The following is a 25,715-nucleotide window of genomic DNA, read 5'->3' as shown; positions in this document are numbered from 1 at the left end:
ATAAGTATAGATGACGATCGCCTGGCATCCTCTCTCACGCGCACTGATCGGCGCCGCCGTCGCGGCCGCCGCGCTGGCGGGCTGTTCCGAGGAACGGAGCGATGGGCGAGCGCAGGAGCCGCGCGAGCGTGTCGCGGCGCCCGTCACGGACGACCTCGCCCGGCGCAAATGGCTGAGCCCGACTGACGACAGCCCGCCGGACCTGTGGCTGGCGAGCCGGGAGGCCGGGCGCGACATCGGCGCGAAGGACCCCGCCGTCGCGGGCTGGCATGACGCGCTGGCCGACGCCGGCGCACGTTTCGGCGAGACGGACCGCATGATCGCCAACCGCGCGGTGCAGCTCGAAACCATGCTGCGGGAGATCCGCATCGAGGAAGGCGCGAAGCAGATCCTTGCGGACTTCGCCAAGCTGGCCCCGAAGGGCGCGCGGGCGGGCTTCAGCGACCTGTGCCAGCACTATTACAATCTGCGCGCCCAGGGCGTCGGCCGCGCCGAGGCGCTCGAAAGGCTGCGCGAGCGGGCGGGCACGCCGGCCTCCGCCGGGAGCGGGGAGGGATCGCCATGAGCGCCTTCGTGCCCAATCTGCCGGCCTCCCCGCCGGCCGGCTTCAGCTTCTGGCACCGGCGCTCGCTGCGCTGGCAGATGATGGCGGCGGTGATCGCCATCAATCTGTGCGCGGCGCTGGTCGCGCTGATGGTGATCATCGCCAATGCCCGCCGCGCCACCGAGGTCGAGATGAACGCCTCGCTGGTGGTCGCCGAGCGTTTCGTCGAGGAGACCGTCGAGCGCCTCGCCGGCACGCAGGACGCGGCAACCTCGCTCAAGCAGCTTCCGCTTCATGTCAGCGGCCTGCGCCACGTGCGCATCCGCATCGAGGACGCGCAGGGCAATGCGGTCGACCTCGCCCCCTCCGGCGACAGCGATGAGAACGAGCACGAGGGCGAGGTTCCCGGCTGGTTTGCGGCTTTGATCGCCGTCGAGGGCACCGAGCGCGACATTCCGGTGATCGAGAATGGCCAGGCCATCGGCCATGTCCGGCTGATGGGCGAGGCTTCCGACGAGATCGCCGAGGTGTGGAACGACACCTCCGACCTCGCCTTGCTGGCGCTCGCGGTCAACATCGCGGTGCTGGGCGCGCTCTATGTGGTGCTCGGGCGGCTGCTGATGCCGCTGCGCACGCTCTCCTCCGGCCTGTCCGAGCTGGAGGCCGGCCGCTTCGAGCATCGCCTGCCGCTGCCGAAGGTGCGCGAACTGGCGATGATCGCCGACCGCTTCAATGCGCTCGGCGCGGCGCTGGCCGGCGCCCGCGAGGACAATGCGCGGCTGAATGAGGACATCATCCACATTCAGGACGAGGAGCGCCGGCAGATCGCGGCCGACCTGCATGACGAGCTCGGCCCCTGCCTGTTCGGCCTGCGCGCCAACCTCGAATCGATCGAGCGGCTGGCCGCCCGCGCGGAGCCGGAGCTCGGCCGGCGCGTCAGCGAGCGGGCCGGCACCATGGCCGACATTCTCGACCGCGTGCAGGACCTCAACCGGCGCCTGCTGCGCAAGATTCGCCCGATGGCGCTCGGCCATGTGCCGCTGGCGGCGCTGATCGCCGACCTGCTGGCGGAATTCGAGCGCCATTCGCCGGGGCGCAGCTTCACCCTTTCGGCCGACGGTCTCGCCGAACGCTTTGGCGACAGCGTGGACATCACCGTCTATCGCTGCATCCAGGAAGCGGTGACCAACGCGCTGCGCCATGGCGGGGCGCGAAGGATCGCCGTCGCCCTGCATGCCGATATGGAGGCGGGCCGGCTCCATCTGGTTGTCGAGGATGACGGGCTCGGCGTTCCGGCCGGCGCGCCGCGTGGCTACGGGCTGCTCGGCATCGAGGAACGCGTCGGCGCGCTCGGCGGAAGCTGGCGCCTGATGCCGGCCGCGCCGAGCGGCACACGCGTGGAAATGAGCGTGCCGCTGCGGGGGGAGGGCGGCGTGCGGACAGGAAATCGGGTGATCGAAAGGACCACGACGACATGACCAGCGTGCTCGTCATAGACGACCACCCCATCGTGCTGCAGGGCTGCCGGCGCCTGCTGGAAGACGCTGGGGTCGAGCGCGTGCTGGAAGCCAGCACCGTGCTGGCCGGCTACCGCACGTTCCGCCGCGAGAAGCCGGATGTGGTGATCGTCGATCTCGCGCTGCAGGGCAACGGGCTCAGCGGGCTGGTGCTGGTGCGCCGGCTGCGCATGCACGACGCGCGCACGCCGATCCTCGTCTTCTCCATGCACGGCGACCCGGTGATCGCCAGCCGCGCGCTGGAGGCCGGCGCCAACGGCTATGTGCTGAAGGACACCTCGTCCGGCGCGCTGCTGGAAGCCTTCGAGAAGGTGCGGCGCGGCCAGCCCTATATGAGCCACGACCTCGCCATGCAGGTCGCGATGCTCGGCACCCGCAAGAGCGCGACCCTCGCCGACATCACGCCGCGCGAATTGCAGACGCTCTCGCTTCTCGCCGAGGGCAAGGACTACACGCTGATCGCCCATGAGCTGGGCATCAGCTACAAGACGGTCGCCAACACCTGCTCGGCGCTGAAGGCCAAGCTCGGCGCCAACAGCCTGCCGGAGCTGGTGCGGCGCTCCATCCAGTTCCTCTCCTCCTCCCCCGCCACCAGTCCCGGACGCGCGCGGATGCTCTGAGGGGCAAGGGGCGGCAAGGGCGGCGCGGCGGCGCGGATAAGTCCCGCCGGCAACTTGACAGATCAGGGCCGAAAGAGCGTTTTGGAAGCGCCACATGGTGCCCGGGCGGGCGACTGTCCGGGTGAAACGGGAACGGGGAAGGGCGCGGCCGTCGAGGTCCGCACCCGAAGCCCCGACCGCCCCCGCGACTGTGAGCGGCGAGCGGCCTTCCAAAACGCCACTGGTTTCGGCCCGAAAGGGACGTGCCGGGAAGGCGGAAGGCTTGCCGTGACCCGCGAGTCAGGAGACCGGCCATGGGCACTGGTCCAACCGCACGCCGTCGGGTGAGACGGCACAGGAGAACATCATGCATATCGAGCCCGGCCTCGTGGCCGAAGGAAAGATCTGGCTGAGCTACGTCACCGCCGCCGGGGCCGGCGGCTACGCGCTCAAGCTCGCGGCAGGCGCGGTGCGCGAGCGCGGCATCGCCTCGCTCGTCGTCCGCAGCCTGGCGACGACCGCACTGGTCTTCGCCTTCTTCGAGGTGCTGCCGCATCATCCGGTCGGCGTGTCCGAGGTCCACCTCATTCTCGGCTCGACGCTGTTCCTCATCTTCGGCGTCGCCCCGGCCGCCATCGGCCTCGCCGCCGGGCTCGCGCTGCAGGGGATTTTCTTCGCGCCCTTCGACCTGCCGCAATACGGCATGAACGTCACCACCCTGCTGGTGCCGCTGTTCGCGCTCACCACGCTGGCCGGGCGGATCATCGCGCCGAACACCCCCTATGTGGAGCTGAAGTACCGGCAGGCGCTGGCGCTCTCGACCGCCTATCAGGCCGGCATCGTCGCCTGGGTGGCGTTCTGGGCCTTTTACGGCCACGGCTTCACCGTGGAGAACGCCGCCTCGATCTTCTCCTTCGGCGCGGCCTACATGCTGGTGATCCTCGTCGAACCGCTGGTCGATCTCGCCGTGCTCGGCGCCGCCAAGGCGCTGCGCGGGCTGAAGGGCAGCCCGCTGCTGGAGCGCCGTCTCTACAACGCCGCCTGACCTGCTCCGCGAGCGTCGGCGAGCCCCACGCTCCGCCGGCGCCCGCACACCATTTCCGGGCGATTTCGCGGCGTTTTGCCGCCCGCCACTGCGGCCCCGTACCCGATTGCCTATTCCCCTTCGTCACTTACGCTTCGTTCACCATGCCGAGAGATGCGCCGCATTTTCGCCTCACTCGGACAGCCTCTTGAGCGACATATCGTGGGATCGGCGTTATCTTTGCGACGATCTGGGGTGAGGTGCGCCGGTTCCGATTCGTGTCGTCGCGACACGGCAAGGGGCTGGGTGCTCGAAACGGTTCGGGGTTGATGGGGACGAAACCAGCTCTTGCGCGTGCCGCCGATACGGGCGTGGCGGGTTCGACCGCCCTGCGGATCGGCCGCGTCGTCGCACTGTGCGGCATCGGCCTTCTGGTCGCCAATTGCACCGGCGGCTCGAAGCTCTCCAGCAAGATCGACCCCCGCTACGGCGTCGCGGCCAGCCCGCGTGTCGTGGAGCCCGGCCAGCCGGTTCCCAAGGGCGGCGGCGCCTATCGCGTCGGCAAGCCCTATGTGGTCGCCGGCAAGACCTACGTCCCCACCGAGCCGAAGAGCTATCGCGCTGAGGGCCTCGCCTCCTGGTACGGCGACGATTTCCACGGCCGGCTCACCGCCAATGGCGAAGTCTTCGACATGCACTCGATCGCCGCGGCGCATCCCACGCTGCCGATGCCGTCCTATGTGCGCGTCACCAACACCGACAATGGCCGCTCCATGGTGGTGCGCGTCAATGATCGCGGCCCGTATCACGGCAACCGCGTGATCGACGTCTCCCAGCGCGCCGCCGACCTGCTCGGTTTCAAGAATCGCGGCACCGCCCGCGTGCGCGTCGAATATGTCGGCCGCGCCCCGCTGGAGGGCTCCGACGACATCCAGCTCGCCTCGACGCTGCGCCAGAACGGCAAGCCCGCCGAGATGCCGACCGTCATGGTCGCCTCCGCCGGCCCGGTGCGCGGCACCATGGCCGCCGTGCCGCTGCCGCCGAGCCGCCCCTACGATCTCGGCGACGAGCCGGGCGAGACGGTGGCACAGGCGCCCGAAATGGCTGCCCCGGTCGTCGCTCCTGTCCGCGTCGCCAGCAAGCCGCGCGCCAATACCGTGGCCGCCGCTCCGGCGCCCCGCGCCCAGGTCGCTTCCGCGCCGTTGCCCGCCCCGGTCGCGCGCACCGCGCCGGCCAAACCGGTCCAGGTCGCCAGCCTTCAGGGTACCGCCCGCGCGCCCGCCCCGGCGCCGGCCGCCGCACCCACCGGCTGGATGGTCGGTGCGCAGCCGGTCATGGGCTATGCCCCGACCGGCGCTGAAGGCGCTGACGCGGGTCGCGGCCTCTACTGAGCACCCGGCCGTTCCCGCCATGGCGGAAAGGAACGCCCGCCGTCCTCTCCGCGACGACGGGCGCATTGCCGCCACCGGCAACGGCTGCTAACTCTGCCCTCGGACGGGGGAGGGGTTGTCGAGCATGTTGCGCATCATTCGCCCGTACCTGAACGCTTTCGCCGTTCGCCGCGCGTACGCGCCGCTGCTGGCCGCGACCTTCGTGCTACTCGCTGCTGGTCCGCTCGCCGCGCAGACCCAGCCCGACATCGCGGCGCCGCAGGCGATCCTGATGGATTTCGAGAGCGGCTCGGTGCTGTTCGAGCGTGCCGCCGACACGTCCAGCCCGCCCGCCAGCATCGCCAAGCTGATGACCATGGCCGTGGTGTTCCGCGAGATTTCGGAAGGACGGCTGTCGCAGGACCAGGAATTCAAGGTCAGCGAATATGCCTGGCGGCGCGGTGGCGCGCCCTCCGGCGGCGCTACCATGTTCGCGGCCGTCAACAGCCAGATCAAGGTGTCGGACCTGTTGCGCGGCGCCATCGTGCCCTCGGGCAACGACGCCGCCATCGTGCTGGCGGAAGGCATTTCCGGCAACGAGCTCGCCTTCACCGTTAAGATGAACGCCGAAGCCAAGCGCCTTGGGCTGAGCGGCTCGACCTTCGTCAATGCGAGCGGCCTCGCCGATCCCGACCAGAAGACCACTCCGCGCGACATGGCGAAGACCGCCATGCATATCATCGCCGACTATCCCGAGCTCTACCGCATCTACAGCGAACCGGACTTCCTCTGGAACAAGATCCGCCAGAGCAATCGCAACCCGCTGCTCGGCATGAGCCTCGGCGCGGACGGATTCGTCACCGGCTACCAGAAGGAAGGCGGCTTCAACCTCGTCGGCTCGGCGATCCAGAACGGCCAGCGGCTGATCGTCGTCATCATGGGCTCGAAGAGCGAGAAGGAGAGGGCGGAGGATGCGCGCAAGCTGCTCGAATGGGGCTTCCGCTCCTTCGAATCGAAGCTGCTGTTCGAGCCCGGCCAGATCGTCGGCGAGGCGACGCTCTATGGTGGCGAACGCGGCGGCGCGCCGCTGACCAGCACGACGCCCGTGCGCGTGCTGATCGCCCGCAACGGCGACGACAAGCTGGTCGCCCGCATCCGCTTCGAGGGGCCGATCCGCGCGCCGGTGGAGAAAGGCGCCGAAATCGCCCGGCTGTTCGTCTATCGCGGCGAGCAGATCGCGCTCGACGTGCCGCTGGTGGCGGCCGAGAGCGTGCCGGAAGGACCCCTCTGGCGCCGCGCCATGGATGGCGCCTACGAGCTTGTGGTGAGCCTGCTGCGCCAGGGCTACGCCAAGCTGACGGGCTGAGCATGAGCGCGAGGTCCAGGGGCCGCATCGCGCAGGTTCACCCGCCCGTCGGGCCGGAACCGCACGCGCCGGCGCCTGGACGTTTCATAACCTTCGAGGGCGGGGAGGGCGCGGGCAAGTCGACGCAGGTGCGCCGCCTGCGCGACCGCCTCGCCGGCATGGGTCTCGACGCCCTGATGACGCGCGAGCCGGGCGGCTCGACGGGGGCGGAGATCGTGCGCCACCTCATCCTGTCGGGCGCCGCCAAGCCGCTCGGCCCCCTCGCCGAGGCCGCGCTGTTCGCGGCCGCCCGCGCCGACCATCTCGACGCCACCATCCGCCCGGCGCTGTCGCGCGGCGCCTGGGTGGTGTGCGACCGCTTCGCCGATTCGACGCGGGTCTATCAGGGCGTGCTCGGCGACCTCGACCTGCGCCTGATCGAGGCGCTGGAGGCCGTCACCGTCGGCGACACCCGGCCCGACCTGACCCTCGTGCTCGACCTGCCGGCGGAGGAGGGGCTGACCCGCGCTGCCGCGCGCTCCGGCGCCGGCGCCGACCGCTTCGAGAGGGAAGGGCTGAGCTTTCACCGCCGCCTGCGTGACGCCTTCCGCGAACTGGCGGAACGCGAGCCGGAACGCTGCGTGCTGATCGACGCCCGCGCCGACGCCGACACCGTGGCGGAAGCCGTGTGGAACGCCGTCGAGGCGCGGCTGCGTCCGGGCCGTACCGACGGGGCCGCCTCATGAGCGAGGCAGCCCCCGAGGGTGACCGCTTCGGCAGTGCGCCCGCCCCGCGCGAGAACCGCCACCTCATCGGCCATGAGGAGGCGCAGGCCATGGTGCGCACGGCGTGGGACGCCGGCCGCCTTCCGCACGCGCTGCTGCTCGGCGGCGCGGAGGGCATCGGCAAGGCGACGCTCGCCTATGCCATCGCCCGATTCGTGCTGTCCGGCGGTGCGACGCCCGGCCATTCCATCGTCGTCGACCCGGACCACCCTGCGGCCCGGCAGATCGCCGCGCTGTCGCATCCCGACCTTCTGGTGCTGCGCCGCACGCCGAACGACGCCGGAAAGCTGCCGGCGATGATCCCGGCCGAGACGGTGCGCCGCGTGCGCAGCTTCTTCGGCTCCACCGCCGCGCTCGGCGGCTGGCGCGTCTGCGTCGTCGACACGCTGGATGAGATGAACGCGCAGGGCGCCAATGCGCTGCTGAAGACGCTGGAGGAGCCGCCGGCCCGTTCGTTGTTCCTGCTGGTGAGCAACGCGCCCGGCCGGCTGCTGCCCACCATACGCTCGCGCTGCCGCAGCGTGCCGCTTCGCCCGCTCGGAACCGATCAGGTCGTCGAGGCGCTGGAGGGGTTCGCCGGCTCCATGCCCGACCTCGACCGGAGCCGGTTCGGCGAGGCGGCGGCGGCCTCCGGCGGCAGCGTGCGCGAGGCGCTGGCGCTGCTCGCCGGCGACGGGCTGGCCGTGCGCAACGCAACCACCGTGCTGCTCGACGCGCTGCCGCAGGTCGACGCCAGAGCCTTGCACGCGCTGGGAGAAAAGCTGCAGGGCGACCGGGGAGGGGCGTTCGAGAGCTTCGTCGGAACGGTCGAAGAATGGCTCAGCGACCACGCCACCGGGCGTCGCCAGTCGGCTGGTGTTCGCCTTGCGCGCCTGCCGGAGGTGTGGGACAAGGTTCGCCGCGCCGCGGTCGACGCCGATGTCTATAATCTCGATCGCAAGACCCTCGTTCTCAGGATCTTCGCGTCGCTCAACGAGGCCGTGCGCCCCTGACCGCGCGGGGGACCGGCCGTTCCGCAGGTAACGACCTTGAAACCCGCCTTCTACATCACGACGGCCATCGACTATCCCAACGGCTCGCCCCATATCGGCCACGCCTATGAGAAGATCGCCTCCGACGCCCTTGCGCGCTTCAAGAAGCTCGACGGCTACGATGTGTTCTTCCTCACCGGCACCGACGAGCACGGGCTGAAGATGGCGCAGACGGCGGAGAAGCAGGGGCTGGCGCCGATCGACTGGGCGACGAAGAACGCCACGCGCTTCAAGGAGATGGATGCGCTGCTCGGCGTCGACTACGACCGCTTCATCCGCACCACGGACGAGGACCACACCATCTCCTCGCAGGCCATCTGGCGCAAGATGGTGGAGAGCGGCGACATCTATCTCGGCGCCTATTCCGGCTGGTACTCGGTGCGCGACGAGGCCTATTACGCCGAGGACGAGACCACGGTGAACCCGGACGGTGTGCGCCTCGGCCCGCAGGGCACACCGGTCGAGTGGACCGAGGAGAAGAGCTATTTCTTCCGCCTCTCGGCCTACCAGCAGAAGCTGCTCGACTATTACGACGCCCACCCGGACTTCATCCGCCCGGAGGTGCGCCGCAACGAGGTGACGAGCTTCGTGCGCGGCGGGCTGCAGGACCTCTCGATCAGCCGCACCACCTTCACCTGGGGCATACCCGTGCCGGACGATCCGGCGCATGTGATGTATGTGTGGGTCGACGCGCTGACCAACTACATCACCGGCGTGGGCTATCCCGACACCGACAGCGCCTCGTTCAAGCGCTTCTGGCCGGCCGACCTGCATGTCATCGGCAAGGACATCATCCGCTTCCACGCGGTGTACTGGCCGGCCTTCCTGATCTCCGCCGGGCTGGAGCCGCCGAAGACCGTCTTCGCGCACGGCTTCATCCACAATCGCGGGGAGAAGATGTCGAAGTCGGTCGGCAACGTGATCGACCCGTTCGACCTTGCCAAGGCCTATGGCGTCGATGCGCTGCGCTATTTCCTGCTCCGCGAAATCCCGTTCGGGCAGGACGGCTCCTACAGCCACGAGGCCATCGTCGCGCGCACCAACGCGGACCTCGCCAACGACCTCGGCAACCTCGCCCAGCGTTCGCTCTCGATGATCGCCAAGAATCTCGGCGGCACGCTGCCGGCGCCCGGCCCGCTGTCGGACGACGATGCCGCCATCCTCGCGAGCGCCGACGCCATGAGCGCGAAGGTCCGCGAGGCGATGGAGGTGCAGCAGATTCATCAGGCGCTCGCAGCCATCTGGGCGGTGGTGGCCGACGCCAACCGCTATTTCGCCGGCGCGGCGCCGTGGGAGTTGCGCAAGACCGATCCCGAGCGCTTCGGCACTGTGCTGTGGACGACCGCCGAGGTGATCCGGCAGGTGGCGATCCTCGCCCAGCCCTTCATTCCGGTCAGCGCCGGCAAGCTGCTGGACCTGCTGGCGCTCGACGCCGGCGCGCGCGGCTTCGCCAGCCTCGGCGCCGCCGGCCGGCTTGCGGGCGGAACCGTACTGCCGGCGCCCGTGCCGGTGTTCCCGCGCTATGTCGAACCGGAGGCCTCGGCCCCGGCATGATCGTCGACAGCCACTGCCATCTCGACTTCCCGGACTTCGCCGCGGAGCTCGACCAGGTCGTCGCGCGGGCGCGTGCGGTCGGCGTCGGCCGCCTCGTGACCATCGGCACCCGCGTGCGCCGCGCGGGCGAGGTGAGGGCGATCGCCGAGCGTTTCGACGATGTGTTCTGCTCGGTCGGCACCCACCCGCACAATGCGGGCGAGGAGGCCGACGTGACGCTGGACGAGCTGCTGGCGGCAGCCGACCATCCCAAGGTGGTCGCCATCGGCGAGGCCGGGCTCGACTATCATTACGACACCGCCCCGCGCGAGGCGCAGCACGCCGGCTTCCGGCTGCACATCGAGGCGGCGCGGCGCACGGGCCTGCCGCTCGTCATCCATGCCCGCGAGGCCGACGACGACGTCGCCGCGATACTGGAGGAGGAGAGCGGGAAGGGCGCCTTCGCCTTCGTTTTGCACTGCTTCACCGCCGGGCCGGACCTCGCCCGCCGCGCGGTGGCGCTGGGCGGCTACGTGTCCTTCTCGGGCATACTGACCTTCAAGACCGGCGCGCCGCTGCGCGAGATCGCCCGCGACCTACCCGCCGACCGGCTGCTGGTGGAGACCGACGCGCCCTATCTCGCGCCCAATCCGTGGCGCGGCAAGCGCAACGAGCCTTCCTATGTGGTCGAGACCGCCCGTATACTGGCCGAGACGCGCGGCGTGTCGCCCGATGAGATCGCGGCGCTCACGACGGCCAATTTCTTCCGCCTGTTCTCCCGCGCTTCCTGAGGGCTCCGCGTTTCGCCATGGCGTTCACCTTCACCATCCTCGGCTGCGGCTCCTCCGGCGGGGTGCCGCGCGTCGGGCAGGGGTGGGGCGCCTGCGACCCGAACGAGCCGCGCAACCGGCGCCGGCGCTGCTCGCTGCTGGTGGAGCGTTTCGAGCCGGGCTTCGCCCAGCCGACGCGGGTGCTGATCGATACCTCGCCGGATTTGCGCGAGCAACTCATCGACGCTGGCGTCGACCGGCTTGACGGCGTGATCTACACCCATGAGCACGCCGACCACACGCACGGCATCGACGACCTGCGCCCGCTGACCATCATGCACCGCCGACGCATCGACGTGCATGTCGACGCCGAGACCTCGGCCATGCTGCACCAGCGTTTCGGCTACTGCTTCGAGACGCCGCCGGGCAGCGACTACCCGCCGATCCTCAACGAGCACCGCTTCCATGCCGGCGAGACCGTGCGGATCGACGGACCGGCCGGCCCGGTCGAGGCGCTGGCGTTCCGGCAGTATCACGGCAGCATCATCTCTTACGGCTTCCGCATCGGCGGGCTGGCCTATTCGAGCGACCTGCACGATTTGCCGGATGAAAGCCTGCCTTATCTCGAAGGTCTGGACCTGTGGATCGTCGACGCGCTGCGCATCACACCGCACCCGACCCATTTCTCGCTGAGCGAGGCGCTGGCCTGGATCGAGCGCATGAAGCCGCGCCGCGCCGTGCTGACCAACCTGCACACGGACCTCGACTACCGCACGCTGGAGCGCGAGCTACCGGCCGGCGTGACGGCGGCGTATGACGGCCTCAAAATCGTTCTCTAACAGTCGGTTCGGTGCATATCTTGATGTGTCTTGGCATCCTGGACAATATCGATGTTTTCCATAATATGTCTTCTGCGACTCGTTGAGGTGCGGATTTGAAGGCCTCCCGCGACATCTCTGTCCTGCTCGACATCATGGCCGCCCTGCGCACGCCGGGCACCGGCTGCCCGTGGGACCTTGAGCAGGACTTCGCGACAATCGCGCCCTACACCATCGAGGAAGCCTATGAGGTGGCCGACGCCATCGCGCGCGACGACCTCGACGACCTGCGCGACGAGCTGGGCGACCTGCTGCTTCAGGTCGTGTTTCACGCCCGCATGGCGCAGGAGCTTGCGCCCGAGCAAGGCGCCTTCGATTTCGGCGACGTCGTGCTCGCCGTCACCGCCAAGATGATCCGCCGCCACCCGCACGTGTTCGGCGACGCACGCGGGCGCGACGTGGCGGCGGTCAACGCCGCCTGGGACGCCATCAAGGCCGAGGAGAAGGCCGAGCGCCGCACCCGCCGCGGCCTGCCGCCCGAGCCGGAGCAGGGCCGCACGCTGGACGGCGTGCCGGTCGGCGCGCCCGCCCTCGCCCGCGCCGTCAAGCTGCAGAACAAGGCGGCCAAGGTTGGCTTCGACTGGCCGGACGTGCGCCCGGTGCTCGACAAGATCCGCGAGGAGATCGACGAGGTGGAGACCGAGATCGCCGCCGGCGACCGCGACGCCGCTGCCGGCGAGGTCGGCGACCTGCTCTTCGCCATGGCCAATCTGGCCCGCCATCTCGGCGTCGATCCGGAAGCCGCGCTGCGCGGCACCAACGAGAAATTCGTGCGCCGCTTCGCCTATATCGAGGACCGGCTGGCCGAGCAGGGCCGCGCGCCGGCGCAGGCGAGCCTCGACGAGATGGAAGAACTCTGGCAGGCGGCCAAGACGGCGGCGCCCATGGAGTAGGGCTGTGAGGTGCCCTGCCCCCCACATTCCGTCAGTTTACCATCCCGGCCGAAGCGCAGCGCCGAGCCGGGATCGCTCCCCATTCTCGACGCGATCGCGGATCGGCCGCTGGTCGCCCGAAACGACGACGAACGGAATCGCCCTAATTCTTGATCCGCCTCGCCCCGAACCGGCGCTCGATATGCTCGGCACGGTCGGGCGGCACCCGCACTGCCAGATGCAGCCGGCCCTCGCTGTCCTCGCGGCGCTCCATCACCTCGGTATGGCGGTAGAGCCAGCTCAGCCCCTCGCCATTCGTCGCGTCGAGATCGACCGCGAGGCTGACACGCTCCTGCGCGAGCCGCCGCGAGATGGCGGCCAGCAGCGTATCCATCCCCTCCCCGGTCAGCGCCGAGACCGGGATCGGCCGCGCATCGCCCTCACGGCGCGCCGCTGTGTTGAACAGGCGCGTCCGCCCGTCCTCGTCGAGCCGGTCGATCTTGTTCCACACTTCGATAAGCCGGTGGTCGTCAGTCGGGTCTATGTCGAGATCGGCGAGCACGCTTTCCACGTCGTGGGCCTGCGCCTCGGCATCCTCGTGCGACATGTCCCGTACATGCAGGATCAGGTCGGCCTCGATCACCTCTTCCAGTGTCGCGCGGAAGGCAGCGACAAGCTGCGTCGGCAGGTCGGAGATGAAGCCCACCGTGTCGGAGAGGATCACCCGCTCGCCGCTGGGAAGCTGCACGGCGCGCAGCGTGGGGTCTAGCGTGGCGAACAGAAGGTCCTGCGCCATCACCTCGGCGCGGGTCAGCCGGTTGAACAGCGTCGACTTGCCGGCATTGGTGTAGCCGACCAGCGCAACCACCGGATAAGGCACCTTCTTGCGGCTGGCGCGGTGCAGCGCGCGGGTGCGCTTCACCTGCTCCAGCTCGCGCTCGATCTTCACGATGCGCTCGCCGATCAGCCGCCGGTCGGCCTCGATCTGCGTCTCGCCGGGGCCGCCGAGAAAGCCGAAACCGCCGCGCTGGCGCTCCAGATGGGTCCAGGACCGCACCAGCCGGCTGCGCTGATAATTCAGGTGAGCGAGTTCAACCTGAAGCACACCTTCCTTGGTGCGCGCGCGCTGGCCGAAGATCTCCAGAATGAGAGCCGTTCGGTCTATAACTTTGGCTGAAAACGCTTTTTCGAGGTTGCGCTGCTGCACCGGGCTGAGCGGGGCATCGACGAAGACCAGCCCCGCCTCCTCCGCCTTCACGATGCCGGCGATCTCCTCGACCTTGCCGCTGCCGAGATAGGTGGCGGGCCGCACCTGGCTGAGGCCGACCAGCATCTGGCCGACGACCTTCAGATCGATGGCAAGCGCCAGCCCGACCGCCTCGTCGAGCCGTGCCTCGGGCGATCGGTGAACGCCCTCCTCGGCCGCACGGCGCGTCAGATGCGGCACGATCACCACGACGCGGGTGGCATCGCCGCGCGTGTCTCTCTCCGGCGGCAGGCCGGCGTCCCTGCCGGCCGGCGCGCGCCGGGAACCCTTGAGCTCCAAGCTCAGCCCTTCTCGCCGGTCTCGTCCGGTTCGAACAGTTGAACCGGATGGCCGGGCATGATGGTCGAAATGGCATGCTTGTAGACGAGCTGCGAATGGCCGTCCCGGCGCAGCAGCACGCAGAAATTATCGAACCAGGTGACAACTCCCTGGAGCTTCACGCCGTTGACCAGAAAGATGGTGAGCGGCGTCTTGTTCTTGCGGACGTGGTTGAGAAAGGTGTCCTGGAGGTTCTGCGAACGTTCCGCGGCCATGGTTTTTTTGATCCGTTTGTTTGTTGTTGCTCGTCGTCGGCGCGGTCGCCTTCATCTCTGCGCTCCGTCCGGGAGGCGGCTTCGTTGAAGACGTGCAACACAAGCATGTCACACCATGCCGGTCGCGCAAGATGCTTTCGCGGACTTGGCCCGGCTTGGCAAGCGCATTCTCGTCGGCCGGCCGCCGCGTGCGGGAGGCGGCGACCGGCGAACGGCACGCCTCAGCGGGCGATCTCGGCGCTCTTGTGGTAGTTCTCGCGCAAGGCGCGCGCCACCGGGCCGGGCGTGCCGTCGCCGATCGCTTGGCCGTCGATTCGTACCACGGGGGTGGCGAAATTGGTCGCCGAGGTCACGAAGGCCTCGCGCGCGGCCAGCGCCTCGGCGACGGTGAAGGCCCGCTCCTCGACCCGCAGCTGCAGCTTCTGCGCAACCTCCAGCATCACCGTGCGGGTGATGCCGCGCAGGATGCCGCTCTCCGCCGGGCGAGTGACGAGCCTGCCCTCCCCCGTCACGATCCACGCATTGGTCGAGCCGCCCTCGGTGACATGGCCGGAAGCGTCGACGAACCACGCCTCACGCGCGCCGGCCTGCTTCGCGGCTTCCTTGGCCAGCACGTTGGGCAGCAGGCCCGTAGTCTTGATGTCGACCCGTTCCCAGCGATTGTCCGGCACGGTGATGACGGCGATGCCCTGCGCCGCCACCGCCTCGCCCTTGGCCGGGTCGGCGGCGCGGGCGGTCACGACGATAGAGGGCGGCACTTCCGGCACCGGGAAATAATGGTCGCGCCGCGCCACGCCGCGCGTGATCTGCAAATAGACGAAGCCGTTGCGCACGCGGTTGCGCCGGATCGTTTCGCGCAGCACGAAGCCGAGCGCGGCAAGCGACATCGGCATGGCAATGTGGATGGCGTCGAGCGAGCGCACGAGACGCTCCATGTGGCGGCGCTCGTCGACCATATGGCCGCCCCGCACCTCGCAGACCTCATACACGCCGTCGGCGAACTGGTAGCCGCGATCCTCCACATGCACGACGGCGTCGGCATGCGGCACATAAAGTCCGTTCACATAGGCGATGCGCGACATGTCGGGTCCGTTCCTGCGGCGTCACCGCCGCCATAGCGCGAAATTGGCCAGACCCAGCATCACGAGGATCTCCAGCCGGCCGAGAATCATGGCCACCGCGAGTATAAGCTGGGCATAGGCCGGCAGCGTGCCCCAGTCCGGCCACGCCGCCGCCTCCGGCTGCCACGCGGCGGCATAGACCGGCCCGACATTACTCAGCGCCGCGACGATGGCGACGAAGGCGGCCTCGAAGCTCGGCATCGCCGGTGCGATGGCGACCGTCAGTCCGGCGATGGTCGAGCAGGCGACGCCGAACATGATCCAGATCGCCTTCATCATCTGCAGCGTCACGCTCTGCTGGCCGAGCCGGCGCGGGTGCACCGCGTGGGGGTGCACGAGCCGCTCCAGCTCCAGATAGCTCTGCAGCACCATCGTTCCCGCGCGATAGATCTTGATGCCGCCGGCGGTGGAGAAGCTGGCGCCGCCGATGAAGACGATAGCGATCACCGCCGTCAGCGGCAGGCTGGCGAAGGCGCCGCCATGCGGCTCGATGCCGGTGGTGGTGACAAGCGAGACGGCGGTGAACAGCCCGTCCTCCAGCGCCAGCGGCAGCGAGAGGGTGCTGTGCGGCGTGCGGAAGCCGATGGCCGCCGCGGCGATGCCGAGCACGAGGCTCAGCGCGACCAGCGCGAAGTTCTCATACTGGCCGAACGCCATGCGGAAGCGGCGGCCGAGCAGCATGCGGTGCCACAATATGCTGGTGCCGCCGACCAGCATGAAGACGATCAGCACCGCCTTGACGGCGAAATGGCCATAGGCGGCGATGCCGTCCGGGTCGGGCAGCAGCCCGCCGGTGGAGAGCGCCGCACCGGCCAGCCCGAGCGCGTCGAACATCCTGACGCCGAGCGCGAAGAGCAATGCCGTGCACACAAGCGTCGCGCCGAGATAGACCGGCAGCGCCAGCCGCAGCCCGTCGTCGAGCGCGGTCTGCTCGGTCACGCCGAGCAGGTTGGCGCGGGCGGAGCGATCCGGCAGGCCACCGATCCCGGCCGGGCCCAGCACGGCGATGAAGCCGACCAGTGTCAGCAGGCCACCGCCCCATTGCAACGTCAGCAGCCAGCCGAGCGTCGCGCGGGGCACCGTCTCCAGGTCATGGATCTGCACCGCGCCGGTCGTGGTGAAGGCGGAGACCGCCTCCAGCCAGGCATTCATCGGCCCGAGCGTGGTGGTGGCGGCGATCGGGAAGGCGGCGATGGTCGGCACGCCGAACCAGATGACGACAAGCAGCCCATAGGCGGCGCGGCGCTCCAGCCGCCCTCCCCGATTGCGCACCGCCAGATGCACGGCGCCCGCGCCGAACACCGTCATCAGCGCCGTGGCGAAAAAGACATCGGCGCCCGCCTCGTTGCGGAACAGCGCCACCAGCGAGGCGATCAGAAGGAAGAACGCCATCAGGCCGGCGGTGATCGCACTGTGGCGGGCGACCGCTATCATCTGTGCGCGCCCCTCAGAAGAATTCGAGGCTCACGCGGAAGAGCTGCTCGACCCGCTTCACCTTGTCGGCGAGCGCGAACATCACCACCCGGTCGCGGGCCTGGATCACGGTGTCGCCGCGCGGCAGCAGCACCCTGCCCGCCCGGATCACCGCGCCGATGCGCATGCCGTCGAAAAGGTCGAGCTGCTTCAGCGGCTTACCGACCAGCGGCGAGGTCTCCAGCGCTTCCGCCTCGATCACTTCGCCGGCGCCGTTCAGCAGCGAGTGCACGCCGCGTATACGGCCCTTGCGGACATATTGCAGGATCTTGGAAACGGTGATCTGGCGTGGGTTCACATAAGCGTCGATGCCCAGTCCCCGTGCGAAGGCGGGATAGGCGGGGTCGTTGAGCAGCGAGAGCATGCGCTTGGCGCCGAGCTCGCGCGACAGCAGGCAGGAGAGGATGTTCACCCGGTCGTCATTGGTGACGGCGATCACCGTGTCGGCATCGCCGACGGCCGCCTCCTCCAATATGCCACGGTCGAGCGCGCTGCCGCGCAGCACCACAGTGCGCGAGAGTTCCTGCGCGATCTCCTCGGCGCGGGCCGCATTGTCCTCGATCAGCTTCACCCGCGCCTTCGGGTTGCGCTGCTCCAGCTCGCGGGCGACATAAAGGCCGATATTGCCGCCGCCGCCGATGACGATGCGCTGCGCCGGCGGCTCGTCATGGCCGAAGATGGTCAGCGTGCGGCTCACCTGATCGTTATGGGCAACGAAATAGGCGAGGTCGCCGGCGATGAGCGAATCCGTCGAGCGCGGCACGAAGGTGCGACCCTTGCGGTTCACCGCGACGACTACGGCCTGAAGGTCGGGGAACAGGTCGGTGAGCTGGCGCAGCGGCGTATCGAGGACCGGGCAGTCCTCCTGGCAGCGCACGCCCACGACAACGACATTGCTGTCGGCGAAACTCACCGTGTCGACCGCGCCCGGCAGGGAGAGGCGGCGCAGCACCATCTCGCCGACTTCCAGCTCCGGCGAGATCACCACGTCGATCGGCAGGTGGTCGCGCGAGAACATGTCCCGCCAGTGGCCCTGGAGGTAGCTCTGCGCCCGCACGCGCGCGATCTTGGTCGGCACGTCGAACAGCGCATGGCCGACCTGGCAGGCCACCATGTTGACCTCGTCGTGCAGGGTGACGGCGATCAGCATGTCCGCCGCCTCCAGCCCCGCCCGGGCCAGCACGTCGGGATGCGAGCCGTGGCCGACGAAGCCGCGCACGTCCAGCGTGTCGGTCACGGCCTGGATGAGGCGCGGCGAAGTGTCGATGATGGAAACGTCGTTCTGCTCGGCGGCAAGCCGCTCGGCAATGCCGAAGCCCACCTGACCCGCCCCGCAAATCACGACCTTCATGACGACCCCGCTCGAACCCGCCCGGCACGGGGCCGCGCCGCCCCGCTTCTGTGATGCCGAGTCACTCTATAGCAGGTTCCCGGCGCGCCGCAGCGGCCCGGCCCGCCCGCGCCACACATCTTCCTGCGCGGGCGCTCAGCCGATGCCGAGCGCCTTCAGCTTGCGGTGCAGCGCCGAGCGTTCCATGCCGACGAACTCGGCGGTGCGCGAGATGTTGCCGCCGAAACGGCTGATCTGCGCCACCAGATATTCGCGCTCGAACACCTCGCGCGCGTCGCGCAGCGGCAGGCCCATCAGATGCTCGCCGCCATTGCCGCTCGGCAGACTGGGCACCAGCGAGCCGACGTCCGGCGGCAGCATGTCCGCCGTCACCGGCACGTCCGCCTCGCCGGAGGCGAGGATGAGCAGGCGCTCGATATTGTTGCGGAGCTGGCGGACATTGCCCGGCCAGTCGTGCGACTGCAGCACCGCGAGCGCGTCGTCGGCGATGCGCCGGCGGGCGAGGCCCGTCGCCTGCGAGATATGGTCGAGGAAGAACTCCACCAGTTCCGGCACGTCCTCACGGCGCTCGGCGAGCGGCGGCACCCGGATCGGCACCACGCCGAGGCGGTGGTACAGGTCCTCGCGGAAGCGTCCCTCGGCGATCTCCTTCTCCAGATTGCGCGCGGTCGAGGAGATGATGCGCACGTCCACCGAGACGCGGGTCGCCCCGCCCACCCGCAGGAAGTTCTGGTCGACCAGCACGCGCAGGATGCGGTTCTGGGTCTCGCGCGGCATGTCGGCGATCTCGTCGATGAAGAGCGTGCCGCCATGCGCCTCCTCCAGCGCGCCGACCTGCCCGCCCTGCCCGTCCGCGCTTTCGACGCCGAACAGCTCGACCTCCATGCGCTCGGGCGTGATGGCGGCGGCGTTGATGACGACGAAGGGGCCGTTGGCGCGGGCCGAGGCGCCGTGGATCATCCGCGCCGTCAGTTCCTTGCCGGAGCCCGAGGGTCCCACGATCATGATGCGACTGTTGGTCGGCGCCACGCGTTCGACAGACTGGCGCAGCTGGTTCATCACCGAGGAGCGTCCGACCAGTGCCTGCGCCACCGGCGCGCGCTGCTTGAGGTCGCGGACCTCGCGCTTGAGGCGCAGCGTCTCCAGTGCCCGCTCAGCAACAAGGATCAGCCGGTCGGAGTTGAAGGGCTTCTCGATGAAGTCGTAGGCGCCCTGCTTGATGGCGGCGACCGCCGTCTCGATGGTGCCGTGGCCGGAGATCATCACGACAGGCACGTCCGGGTGGTCGCGCTTGATGATTTCCAGGAGCTGCAGCCCGTCGAGCTTGGAACGCTCCAGCCAGATGTCGAGGAAGACCAGATGCGGCCGGCGCGCCTCGATGGCGGCGCGCGCCTCGTCGCTGTCCTTGGCGGTGCGGGCGCCGTAGCCCTCATCCTCCAATATGCCGGCCACAAGGCCGCGAATATCGGCCTCGTCGTCGACGATCAGGATGTCGGTCGCCATCGTTCTGTTCTCCTTCAGCCGACCTGGCGGACGACGGCATCGCCGTTGCCGCTGCCTTTGCCGTCATTGGTGGCGGTGGGGCCGCCGTCGCGCGCGAAGCGCAGGCGGATCCACGCGCCGCGCCCATCGGGCGCGTCGTCGAGCTCTATCCCGCCGCCGTGCTCTTCCATGATCTTTCCGACAATCGCGAGGCCGAGCCCGGTGCCCTTCTCGCGGGTCGTGACATAGGGCTCCAGCAGCCGCGCCCGGTTCTCGGTGGGCAGGCCCTTGCCGTTGTCGATGACGTCGATCGTCACCATGCGCTCGTCCGCCGTCACCGCGACGCGGATGCGCGGCGGCTCGGCGCGTTCCTCGGGCGGCACCGCACCGAGCGCCTCGGTGGCGTTCTTGATGATGTTGGTCAGCGCCTGCGAGATGAGGCGCCGGTCGAAGCGGGCGACCAGCGGCGCCTCCGGCACCTCGAAGGCGATGGCGATGTCGGGATTGCCGACCCGCATGAGGAAGACGACCTGCCGCACCGTCTCGCCGATGTCCTGCGCCTCGGAAACGGGCTTGGGCATGCGAGCGAAGGAGGAGAACTCGTCCACCATCCGCCCGATGTCGCCGACCTGCCGGATGATCGTCTCCGTGCACTGGTCGAACACCTCGCGGTCGTTCTCGATGACCTTGCCGTAGCGGCGGCGCAGGCGCTCGGCGGAAAGCTGGATCGGGGTGAGCGGGTTCTTGATCTCATGCGCGATACGCCGCGCCACGTCCGCCCAGGCCGAGGTGCGCTGGGCGACGACCAGCTCGGTGATGTCGTCCAGCGTCACCACCCAGCCGTGCTCGGCCTCGCGCGACTGCTCGGTGGTGACGCGCACCGCGATCACCCGGTCGCGACCGTTGCGGCTCAGCGTGGTGTTGGCCTGCACGCTGCGCTCGCCGGCCTCCATCGCTTGCGCCAGCAGCGGCGCGACTTCCGGCACCACGGTACCGAATTCGCTGCCGTGCACCTCCGCCTCGCTCACCCCGAGCAGGCGCTCGGCCGGGCGGTTGATGATGGAGATACGCCCGAGCGAATCGAGGCCGACCACGCCGGCGCCGACGCCCGACAGCACCGCCTCGGTGAAGCGGCGGCGGGTGTCGATCTGGTCGCGCGCCTGCACGAGGTCGTCGCGCTGGGTGCGCAGCTCCTGCGTCATCTTGTTGAAGGTCTCGGCAAGGCTCGACAGGTCGCCCTCGGAACGGCGCACCGGCACCTCGACGAAGAGATTGCCGGCGGCGACGAGATCGGCCGCGCCGATCAGCCGGCGGATAGGGGCAACCAGCCGGTTGGCGAAATGGATGCCGAGCCAGACCGCGCACAGCAGCACGGTGAGCGAGATCACCGCGTAGAGCACGGCAAAGGCGACCTGAACGCCGACGCGCTGCTGTTCCAGATTGCGGTAGTCGACGACGGCGGCCTGAGTCTCCTTCAGATACTCGATGACGCGCGGATCGACCGAGCGCGCGACATAGAGGTAGAGGTCGCCGAAATCCTTCAGGGGAATGACAGCGCCGACGTAATCGGCGTCGCCCGGCAGGTAGATCAGCGGCTGCTCGTCGGTCGCGTCCTTCAGCGCCAGATTGGCCGGCACCACGAATTCGCGCCCGACCCGCACGGTCGAGCGGTCGATGATCTTGAGGTCGCGGTCGATGATCATCGCCGCCGGAAGGCCGCGCACCACCGCCTGCGCGGTCATCGCCTGACGGAAGCGGCTGCGGTCCTGGTCCCAGAGCGGGCGAATACGCTGGAGGTCGCGCGACATGCCGAGAATGTCGCCGCGGATCGAATAGGCGTGCTCGCGCACATAGGTCTGGGCGACCGAGACGGCGTTGTCCACGATGGCGCGGGTGCGCACCGAGAACCAGCGGTCGAGGCCCTTGTCGAGCGTGATGCTGGCGAGCACGGCGACCAGCAGCGCCGGCACCACCGCGACGATGCCGAACAGCCCGACGATTCGCACATGCAGCCGCGCCGCCGCCCTGCCCCGCCGCCGCGCCTTGACGATGCGCCAGACCTCGCGGCCGATGATGCCGACGAGCACCAGCGACATCACGCCGTTGAGGCACAGGACGACGACCACGACGTCCTGCGAGGGCACCAGCGGGGTGATGCCGATCAGGATGATGAAGCTGGCCAGCGCCATGAGCAGCGCCAGCAGCACCGCGAGCGGCGCCAGCCCCCACAGCGAGAAGCGAAAGCCCATCGCGCCGAGGTCGACCGTATCGTCCCTGCCGGCGGTCCGCGTGGTATCGGGGGTGGAAGCGTCGCTCATCCGTCACCGTGACGGCGGCCGGGAATCGGCGCGCCTTCTGATGCAGTGATATGACACTGGTGCAAAAATGTGACATTGGCGAGCCGCCCCCGCCTTTATTCGCGAGGACTCCCGCTTCCGCCCGTCACCCGTGCACCGGCGCCCGCCTCAGCGGCTGGTGCGGATGATCTGGATATCGAGGTCGCGGATCTTCTTGCGCAGCGTATTGCGATTGAGGCCGAGCAGCTCCGCCGCCTTGATCTGGTTGCCGCGCGTGGCCGCCAGCGCGGCGGAGAGCAGCGGGTATTCCACATCCTTCAGGATGCGGTGGTAGAGGCCGGGCGGCGGCAGGTTCTCGCCGAAGCCACCGAAATAGGCGTTGAGATGCCGCTCCACCGACGACGACAGCGTTTCGTCCTGACCCGTCTCCTCCGGCGCATTGGTGGCGACCGGCGTGGACAGTTCCGCCTCAATGATGGAGGCGGTGATCACCTCCTGCGGGTAGAGCGCGGCGAGGCGGCGGATCAGGTTCTCCAGCTCGCGCACATTGCCCGGCCAACGGTAGCGCTTGAGCCGGTCAAGAGCGGCGGCGTCGATCTGCTTGCGCGGCAGCCCCTCGCGCTCGGCCTGCAGGAAGAAGTGCCGGGCGAGGTCCGGCACGTCCTCGGTGCGCTCGCGCAGCGGCGGCAGGCGCAGCGGCACGACGTTGAGGCGGAAGAACAGGTCCTCGCGGAACAGGCCCTGCTGGATGAGGATGCGCAGGTCCTTGTTGGTGGCGGCGACGATGCGCACGTCGGTCTTGATGGCGGTGCGCCCGCCGACCGTGGTGTATTCGCCCTGCTGGAGCACGCGCAGCAGGCGGGTCTGCGCCTCCATCGGCATGTCGCCGATCTCGTCGAGGAACAGCGTGCCGCCCTCGGCCTGCTCGAAGCGGCCGGCCGAGCGGGCATTGGCGCCGGTGAAGGCGCCCTTCTCATGGCCGAACAGCTCGGATTCGATGAGGTCGCGCGGGATCGCCGCCATGTTGATGGCGACGAACGGCCCGTTGCGGCGCTTGCCGTAGTCGTGCAGCGCGCGGGCGACCAGCTCCTTGCCGGTGCCGCTCTCGCCGGCGATCATCACGGTGAGGTCGGTCTGCATCAGCCGCGCCAGCACGCGGTAGATGTCCTGCATCGCCGGCGAGCGGCCGACGAGGGGAATGTTGTCGCCGTCCTCGCCGAGCGTCTTGAGCGCGTTCTCCGGCTTCTTCGGCTCGGACAGGGCCCGCCCGACGATGGAGATCAGCTCCTTCAGGTCGAAGGGCTTGGGCAGATACTCGTAGGCGCCCTTCTCCGAGGCGCGGATCGCCGTCATGAAGGTGTTCTGCGCGCTCATGACGATGACCGGCAGGTCCGGGCGCACCTTCTTGATGCGCGGCAGCAGGTCGAAGGCGTTCTCGTCCGGCATCACCACGTCGGTGATGACGAGATCGCCGTCGCCCTGGCTCACCCAGCGCCAGAGGGTGGCCGCGTTGCCGCAGGAGCGCACCTCGTAGCCCGCCCGTGACAGCGCCTGATTGAGTACGGTGCGGATGGCGGCATCGTCATCGGCGACCAGAATGCTTCCCGTCGGCATGGCGGCTCTCAACTCTTCTCGTTACCGCGGTTGGCGCGATACATGGGCATGAGGACACGGAAGGTCGTGCGGCGGGGCTGGCTGTCGCATTCGATGATGCCGCCGTGGTCGCCGACGATCTTCGCGACCAGCGCGAGGCCGAGGCCGGTGCCGGTCGGCTTGGTGGTGACGAAGGGATCGAACAGATGGGGCATCAGGTCCTCGGGCACGCCGGGACCGTTGTCCTTCACGCAGAATTCCAGCGGCAGGCTCACCCGCGCCGGTGCGCCCGGCACCATCAGGCGCACGCCCGGGCGGAAGGCGGTGGTGAGCTGGATCTCGCCGTCCGGCGAATCGCCGACCGCCTCGGCGGCGTTCTTCACGAGGTTGAGGAACACCTGGATGAGCTGGTCGCGATTGGCGAGCACCGGCGGCAGCGAGGGGTCATATTCCTCGACGAAGCGGATGTTGCGCGCGAAGCCCGTGGAGGCGAGCGTGCGCACATGCTCCAGCACGGCATGGATGTTCACCGGCTCGCGCTCGATGGGCCGCTCGTCGGAGAACACCTCCATGCGGTCGACCAGCTTGACGATGCGGTCCGCCTCCTCGGTGATCAGCCGGGTAAGCGAGCGGTCGTCGTCGCTGGCGGAGAGTTCGAGGAGCTGCGCCGCGCCGCGAATGCCGGAGAGCGGGTTCTTAATCTCGTGCGCCAGCATGGAGGCCAGCGCCGTCACCGAGCGCGCCGCGCCGCGATGGGTGAGCTGGCGGTCCATCTTGTCGGCGATGGTGCGCTCCTGAAGCATGATCACGACATGGCCGGGCGCTTCCGACAGCGGCGCCACGTGGATGTCCACGATGCGCTCGCCGCCATTGCGCGGCGTGCCTAAGTCGACGCGATACTCGTTGACCGCCGCGCCGCGCGTGCGCACCTGCTCGACGAGCGAAAGGATCGGGCTGCCGAAGGGCACGAACTCCTGCAAGCGATGGCGCGTCAGCACCGCGAGCGAGGCCTCGAAGAAGGCTTCGGCGGCGACATTGGCGTCGACCATGCGGTCGTCGCCCGCCACCGTGATGACCGGATGCGGCAGCGCGTTCACCACGGCCTCGGCGGTCGCGCTGCTGTCGCGCGGACCGGGACGTTGCGAGGGGACGGAGTTCATGCCGCGGCTCTCCATGCGAATTCGTCGAATGCGTCGCGGATGCCCCGCGCGACCTGAGCGGGCTCGTCGAGGGTGAGGAGGCGCTGGCGCCAGCCCCTCGCGTCCTCTGGCGGGCGCCCAGCCGTCACCGCCGCAGCGGCCAACGACCAGCCGATATGCTTGCGGGCGCAGCGCATGCCGAGCTCACGCCCGTAATGGCCAAGCCAGCCCCCATAGAGTTCGAGCAGTACGTCGCGCTGTTCGTCGAGCGGCGGATCGGCCGGGGTGAGCCCGCCCGCGAGGCGCGCCTGCACCTGTCCGGGAAACCACGGCCGACCCTGCGCGCCGCGCCCGATCATCAGCCCGTCGGCGCCGGAAGCGGCGAGCATGGCGGGGGCGTCCTCCGCCTCCACCAGATCGCCATTGGCGAGCACGGGGATGCGCACCGCCTGCTTCACCGCGCGGATCGCCGCCCAGTCGGCGCGGCCGGTGTAGAACTGGCAGCGCGTGCGGCCGTGGATGGTGACGAGCTGTACGCCGATCGCCTCGGCGCGGCGGGCGAGTTCCGGCGCCACGGTCGCCGCATCGTCCCAGCCGAGCCGGGTCTTCAGCGTCACCGGCACGGAGACCGCGCCCACCACCGATTCGACGATGGCAGTGGCAAGGTCCAGGTCGCGCAGCAGCGCCGAGCCGGCAAGGCCCGTCGTCACCCGCTTGGCGGGGCAACCCATATTGATGTCGATGATGTGGGCGCCGGCGGTTTCGGCCATCTTTGCCGCGCGCGCCATCGAGGCGGGCTGGTTGCCGGCAAGCTGGACGGCGTGGATCGCCACCCCCTCGCCTTCCGCGCGCAGCACGGTCTCCTCATGGCCGCGCGCCAGCGCGTCGGAGGCCACCATTTCGGAGACGGCGAGCGCCGCCCCATAGCGCAGCGCCATGCGCCGCAGCGGTGCATCGGTAATGCCGGCCATCGGTGCGAGCACGACCGTGCCGGGCACCGTGACGGCGCCGATGCGGAGGCTGGCAGGTGAGGCGGAAGAAAGGGTCAAGCGGTGATCACTCGATGCACATTAAATGAGCCCGACCGGCTGTGCCTATATAATAGCCACGCCGCGACCGTCAGCAACCCTTCCGAATGGCTTATGCCAAATCTTTTGCAATAGGGCTCCGCTTTTGCGCTAAACGGGGCCG

General features: G+C 69.2%; 22 protein-coding genes and 1 riboswitch. Of the genes, 12 read left to right on the top strand and 10 right to left on the bottom strand.

The window, feature by feature from the left end; translation table 11 throughout:
• Positions 1–10 precede the first annotated feature (10 nt).
• The 12 genes from MWN33_RS10680 to mazG all read left to right on the top strand — a co-directional run bounded on the left by MWN33_RS10680 (position 11) and on the right by mazG (position 12,289).
• Positions 11–565: a hypothetical protein gene (locus tag MWN33_RS10680; protein WP_247200485.1), complete on the top strand. Its 555-nt coding sequence runs from the start codon at positions 11–13 to the stop codon at positions 563–565.
• Positions 562–2,022, top strand: coding sequence for an ATP-binding protein (locus tag MWN33_RS10675; protein WP_247200484.1), 1,461 nt, complete (start codon positions 562–564; stop codon positions 2,020–2,022). Before MWN33_RS10680 ends, MWN33_RS10675 begins: the two co-directional genes overlap by 4 nt.
• Complete coding sequence (locus MWN33_RS10670) at positions 2,019–2,681, top strand: response regulator transcription factor (protein ID WP_247200483.1); 663 nt, start codon at positions 2,019–2,021, stop codon at positions 2,679–2,681. Before MWN33_RS10675 ends, MWN33_RS10670 begins: the two co-directional genes overlap by 4 nt.
• Positions 2,682–2,759: 78 nt before the next feature.
• A riboswitch (cobalamin riboswitch) is annotated at positions 2,760–2,991 on the top strand.
• Between the two features lie 36 nt (positions 2,992–3,027).
• Positions 3,028–3,705 (top strand): energy-coupling factor ABC transporter permease, encoded by a 678-nt coding sequence (locus tag MWN33_RS10665; protein WP_247200482.1) that lies wholly within the window; start codon positions 3,028–3,030, stop codon positions 3,703–3,705.
• A 308-nt stretch (positions 3,706–4,013) separates the two neighbouring features.
• Positions 4,014–5,075 carry a septal ring lytic transglycosylase RlpA family protein gene (locus MWN33_RS10660; RefSeq protein WP_247200481.1) on the top strand — a complete coding sequence of 354 codons (1,062 nt, stop codon included), beginning with the start codon at positions 4,014–4,016 and terminating at the stop codon, positions 5,073–5,075.
• A 124-nt stretch (positions 5,076–5,199) separates the two neighbouring features.
• The gene (locus tag MWN33_RS10655; protein WP_247200480.1) at positions 5,200–6,420 is read left to right on the top strand and encodes a D-alanyl-D-alanine carboxypeptidase family protein; all 1,221 of its coding nucleotides are present in this window, start codon (positions 5,200–5,202) and stop codon (positions 6,418–6,420) included.
• A gap of 2 nt (positions 6,421–6,422) precedes the next feature.
• Complete coding sequence (tmk, locus tag MWN33_RS10650; RefSeq protein WP_247200479.1) at positions 6,423–7,145, top strand: dTMP kinase; 723 nt, start codon at positions 6,423–6,425, stop codon at positions 7,143–7,145.
• Positions 7,142–8,176 (top strand): DNA polymerase III subunit delta', encoded by a 1,035-nt coding sequence (locus tag MWN33_RS10645; protein WP_247200478.1) that lies wholly within the window; start codon positions 7,142–7,144, stop codon positions 8,174–8,176. The genes tmk and MWN33_RS10645 overlap by 4 nt, the downstream gene beginning before the upstream one ends.
• 36 nt (positions 8,177–8,212) lie before the next feature.
• Entirely contained in the window at positions 8,213–9,769 is a 1,557-nt protein-coding gene (gene metG, locus MWN33_RS10640; protein ID WP_247200477.1) for a methionine--tRNA ligase, read from the top strand.
• Positions 9,766–10,539, top strand: a complete 774-nt coding sequence (locus tag MWN33_RS10635; RefSeq protein ID WP_247200476.1) for a TatD family hydrolase — start codon at positions 9,766–9,768, stop codon at positions 10,537–10,539. The genes metG and MWN33_RS10635 overlap by 4 nt, the downstream gene beginning before the upstream one ends.
• Before the next feature lie 17 nt (positions 10,540–10,556).
• Entirely contained in the window at positions 10,557–11,357 is an 801-nt protein-coding gene (locus MWN33_RS10630) for an MBL fold metallo-hydrolase (protein WP_247200475.1), read from the top strand.
• Positions 11,358–11,452: 95 nt separating this feature from the next.
• Complete coding sequence (gene mazG / locus MWN33_RS10625) at positions 11,453–12,289, top strand: nucleoside triphosphate pyrophosphohydrolase (RefSeq protein ID WP_247200474.1); 837 nt, start codon at positions 11,453–11,455, stop codon at positions 12,287–12,289.
• Positions 12,290–12,431: 142 nt separating this feature from the next.
• Here mazG and hflX read toward each other — a convergent pair whose 3' ends face one another.
• From hflX to dusB, 10 genes are all read right to left on the bottom strand, one after another.
• Positions 12,432–13,820: a GTPase HflX gene (hflX, locus tag MWN33_RS10620; RefSeq protein ID WP_247200775.1), complete on the bottom strand. Its 1,389-nt coding sequence runs from the start codon at positions 13,818–13,820 to the stop codon at positions 12,432–12,434.
• Positions 13,817–14,068, bottom strand: coding sequence for an RNA chaperone Hfq (gene hfq / locus MWN33_RS10615; RefSeq protein WP_013166585.1), 252 nt, complete (start codon positions 14,066–14,068; stop codon positions 13,817–13,819). The genes hflX and hfq overlap by 4 nt, the downstream gene beginning before the upstream one ends.
• A gap of 221 nt (positions 14,069–14,289) precedes the next feature.
• Positions 14,290–15,150 carry a D-amino-acid transaminase gene (locus MWN33_RS10610; protein ID WP_247200473.1) on the bottom strand — a complete coding sequence of 287 codons (861 nt, stop codon included), beginning with the start codon at positions 15,148–15,150 and terminating at the stop codon, positions 14,290–14,292.
• 21 nt (positions 15,151–15,171) lie between these two features.
• The gene (locus tag MWN33_RS10605; protein ID WP_247200472.1) at positions 15,172–16,623 is read right to left on the bottom strand and encodes a TrkH family potassium uptake protein; all 1,452 of its coding nucleotides are present in this window, start codon (positions 16,621–16,623) and stop codon (positions 15,172–15,174) included.
• A 13-nt stretch (positions 16,624–16,636) separates the two neighbouring features.
• On the bottom strand, positions 16,637–18,013 hold the full coding sequence (trkA, locus tag MWN33_RS10600) for a Trk system potassium transporter TrkA (protein ID WP_247200471.1): 1,377 nt from the start codon (positions 18,011–18,013) through the stop codon (positions 16,637–16,639).
• Between the two features lie 135 nt (positions 18,014–18,148).
• On the bottom strand, positions 18,149–19,516 hold the full coding sequence (ntrX, locus tag MWN33_RS10595) for a nitrogen assimilation response regulator NtrX (protein ID WP_247200470.1): 1,368 nt from the start codon (positions 19,514–19,516) through the stop codon (positions 18,149–18,151).
• A gap of 14 nt (positions 19,517–19,530) precedes the next feature.
• On the bottom strand, positions 19,531–21,813 hold the full coding sequence (locus tag MWN33_RS10590) for a sensor histidine kinase NtrY-like (protein WP_247200469.1): 2,283 nt from the start codon (positions 21,811–21,813) through the stop codon (positions 19,531–19,533).
• Between the two features lie 147 nt (positions 21,814–21,960).
• The gene (ntrC, locus tag MWN33_RS10585) at positions 21,961–23,406 is read right to left on the bottom strand and encodes a nitrogen regulation protein NR(I) (RefSeq protein WP_247200468.1); all 1,446 of its coding nucleotides are present in this window, start codon (positions 23,404–23,406) and stop codon (positions 21,961–21,963) included.
• Between the two features lie 8 nt (positions 23,407–23,414).
• Positions 23,415–24,545 carry a two-component system sensor histidine kinase NtrB gene (locus MWN33_RS10580; RefSeq protein WP_247200467.1) on the bottom strand — a complete coding sequence of 377 codons (1,131 nt, stop codon included), beginning with the start codon at positions 24,543–24,545 and terminating at the stop codon, positions 23,415–23,417.
• Positions 24,542–25,573, bottom strand: coding sequence for a tRNA dihydrouridine synthase DusB (dusB, locus tag MWN33_RS10575; protein ID WP_247200466.1), 1,032 nt, complete (start codon positions 25,571–25,573; stop codon positions 24,542–24,544). The genes MWN33_RS10580 and dusB overlap by 4 nt, the downstream gene beginning before the upstream one ends.
• Positions 25,574–25,715: the final 142 nt, after the last annotated feature.

This window comes from Ancylobacter koreensis (genome assembly GCF_023016525.1).
In the GTDB taxonomy this organism is placed as follows: Bacteria; Pseudomonadota; Alphaproteobacteria; order Rhizobiales; family Xanthobacteraceae; genus Ancylobacter; species Ancylobacter koreensis.
The sequence above is the reverse complement of the archived record's forward strand: the minus strand, read 5'-3'. Positions and strand labels throughout refer to the sequence as shown.

Coding starts and splice junctions, on each gene's coding strand:
- MWN33_RS10680 (WP_247200485.1), top strand. CDS start 11: ATGACGATCGCCTGGCATCCTCTCTCACGCGCACTGATCGGCGCCGCC.
- MWN33_RS10675 (WP_247200484.1), top strand. CDS start 562: ATGAGCGCCTTCGTGCCCAATCTGCCGGCCTCCCCGCCGGCCGGCTTC.
- MWN33_RS10670 (WP_247200483.1), top strand. CDS start 2,019: ATGACCAGCGTGCTCGTCATAGACGACCACCCCATCGTGCTGCAGGGC.
- MWN33_RS10665 (WP_247200482.1), top strand. CDS start 3,028: ATGCATATCGAGCCCGGCCTCGTGGCCGAAGGAAAGATCTGGCTGAGC.
- MWN33_RS10660 (WP_247200481.1), top strand. CDS start 4,014: ATGGGGACGAAACCAGCTCTTGCGCGTGCCGCCGATACGGGCGTGGCG.
- MWN33_RS10655 (WP_247200480.1), top strand. CDS start 5,200: ATGTTGCGCATCATTCGCCCGTACCTGAACGCTTTCGCCGTTCGCCGC.
- tmk (WP_247200479.1), top strand. CDS start 6,423: ATGAGCGCGAGGTCCAGGGGCCGCATCGCGCAGGTTCACCCGCCCGTC.
- MWN33_RS10645 (WP_247200478.1), top strand. CDS start 7,142: ATGAGCGAGGCAGCCCCCGAGGGTGACCGCTTCGGCAGTGCGCCCGCC.
- MWN33_RS10635 (WP_247200476.1), top strand. CDS start 9,766: ATGATCGTCGACAGCCACTGCCATCTCGACTTCCCGGACTTCGCCGCG.
- MWN33_RS10630 (WP_247200475.1), top strand. CDS start 10,557: ATGGCGTTCACCTTCACCATCCTCGGCTGCGGCTCCTCCGGCGGGGTG.
- hfq (WP_013166585.1), bottom strand. CDS start 14,068: ATGGCCGCGGAACGTTCGCAGAACCTCCAGGACACCTTTCTCAACCAC.
- MWN33_RS10610 (WP_247200473.1), bottom strand. CDS start 15,150: ATGTCGCGCATCGCCTATGTGAACGGACTTTATGTGCCGCATGCCGAC.
- MWN33_RS10605 (WP_247200472.1), bottom strand. CDS start 16,623: ATGATAGCGGTCGCCCGCCACAGTGCGATCACCGCCGGCCTGATGGCG.
- trkA (WP_247200471.1), bottom strand. CDS start 18,013: ATGAAGGTCGTGATTTGCGGGGCGGGTCAGGTGGGCTTCGGCATTGCC.
- ntrX (WP_247200470.1), bottom strand. CDS start 19,516: ATGGCGACCGACATCCTGATCGTCGACGACGAGGCCGATATTCGCGGC.
- MWN33_RS10590 (WP_247200469.1), bottom strand. CDS start 21,813: ATGAGCGACGCTTCCACCCCCGATACCACGCGGACCGCCGGCAGGGAC.
- ntrC (WP_247200468.1), bottom strand. CDS start 23,406: ATGCCGACGGGAAGCATTCTGGTCGCCGATGACGATGCCGCCATCCGC.
- MWN33_RS10580 (WP_247200467.1), bottom strand. CDS start 24,545: ATGAACTCCGTCCCCTCGCAACGTCCCGGTCCGCGCGACAGCAGCGCG.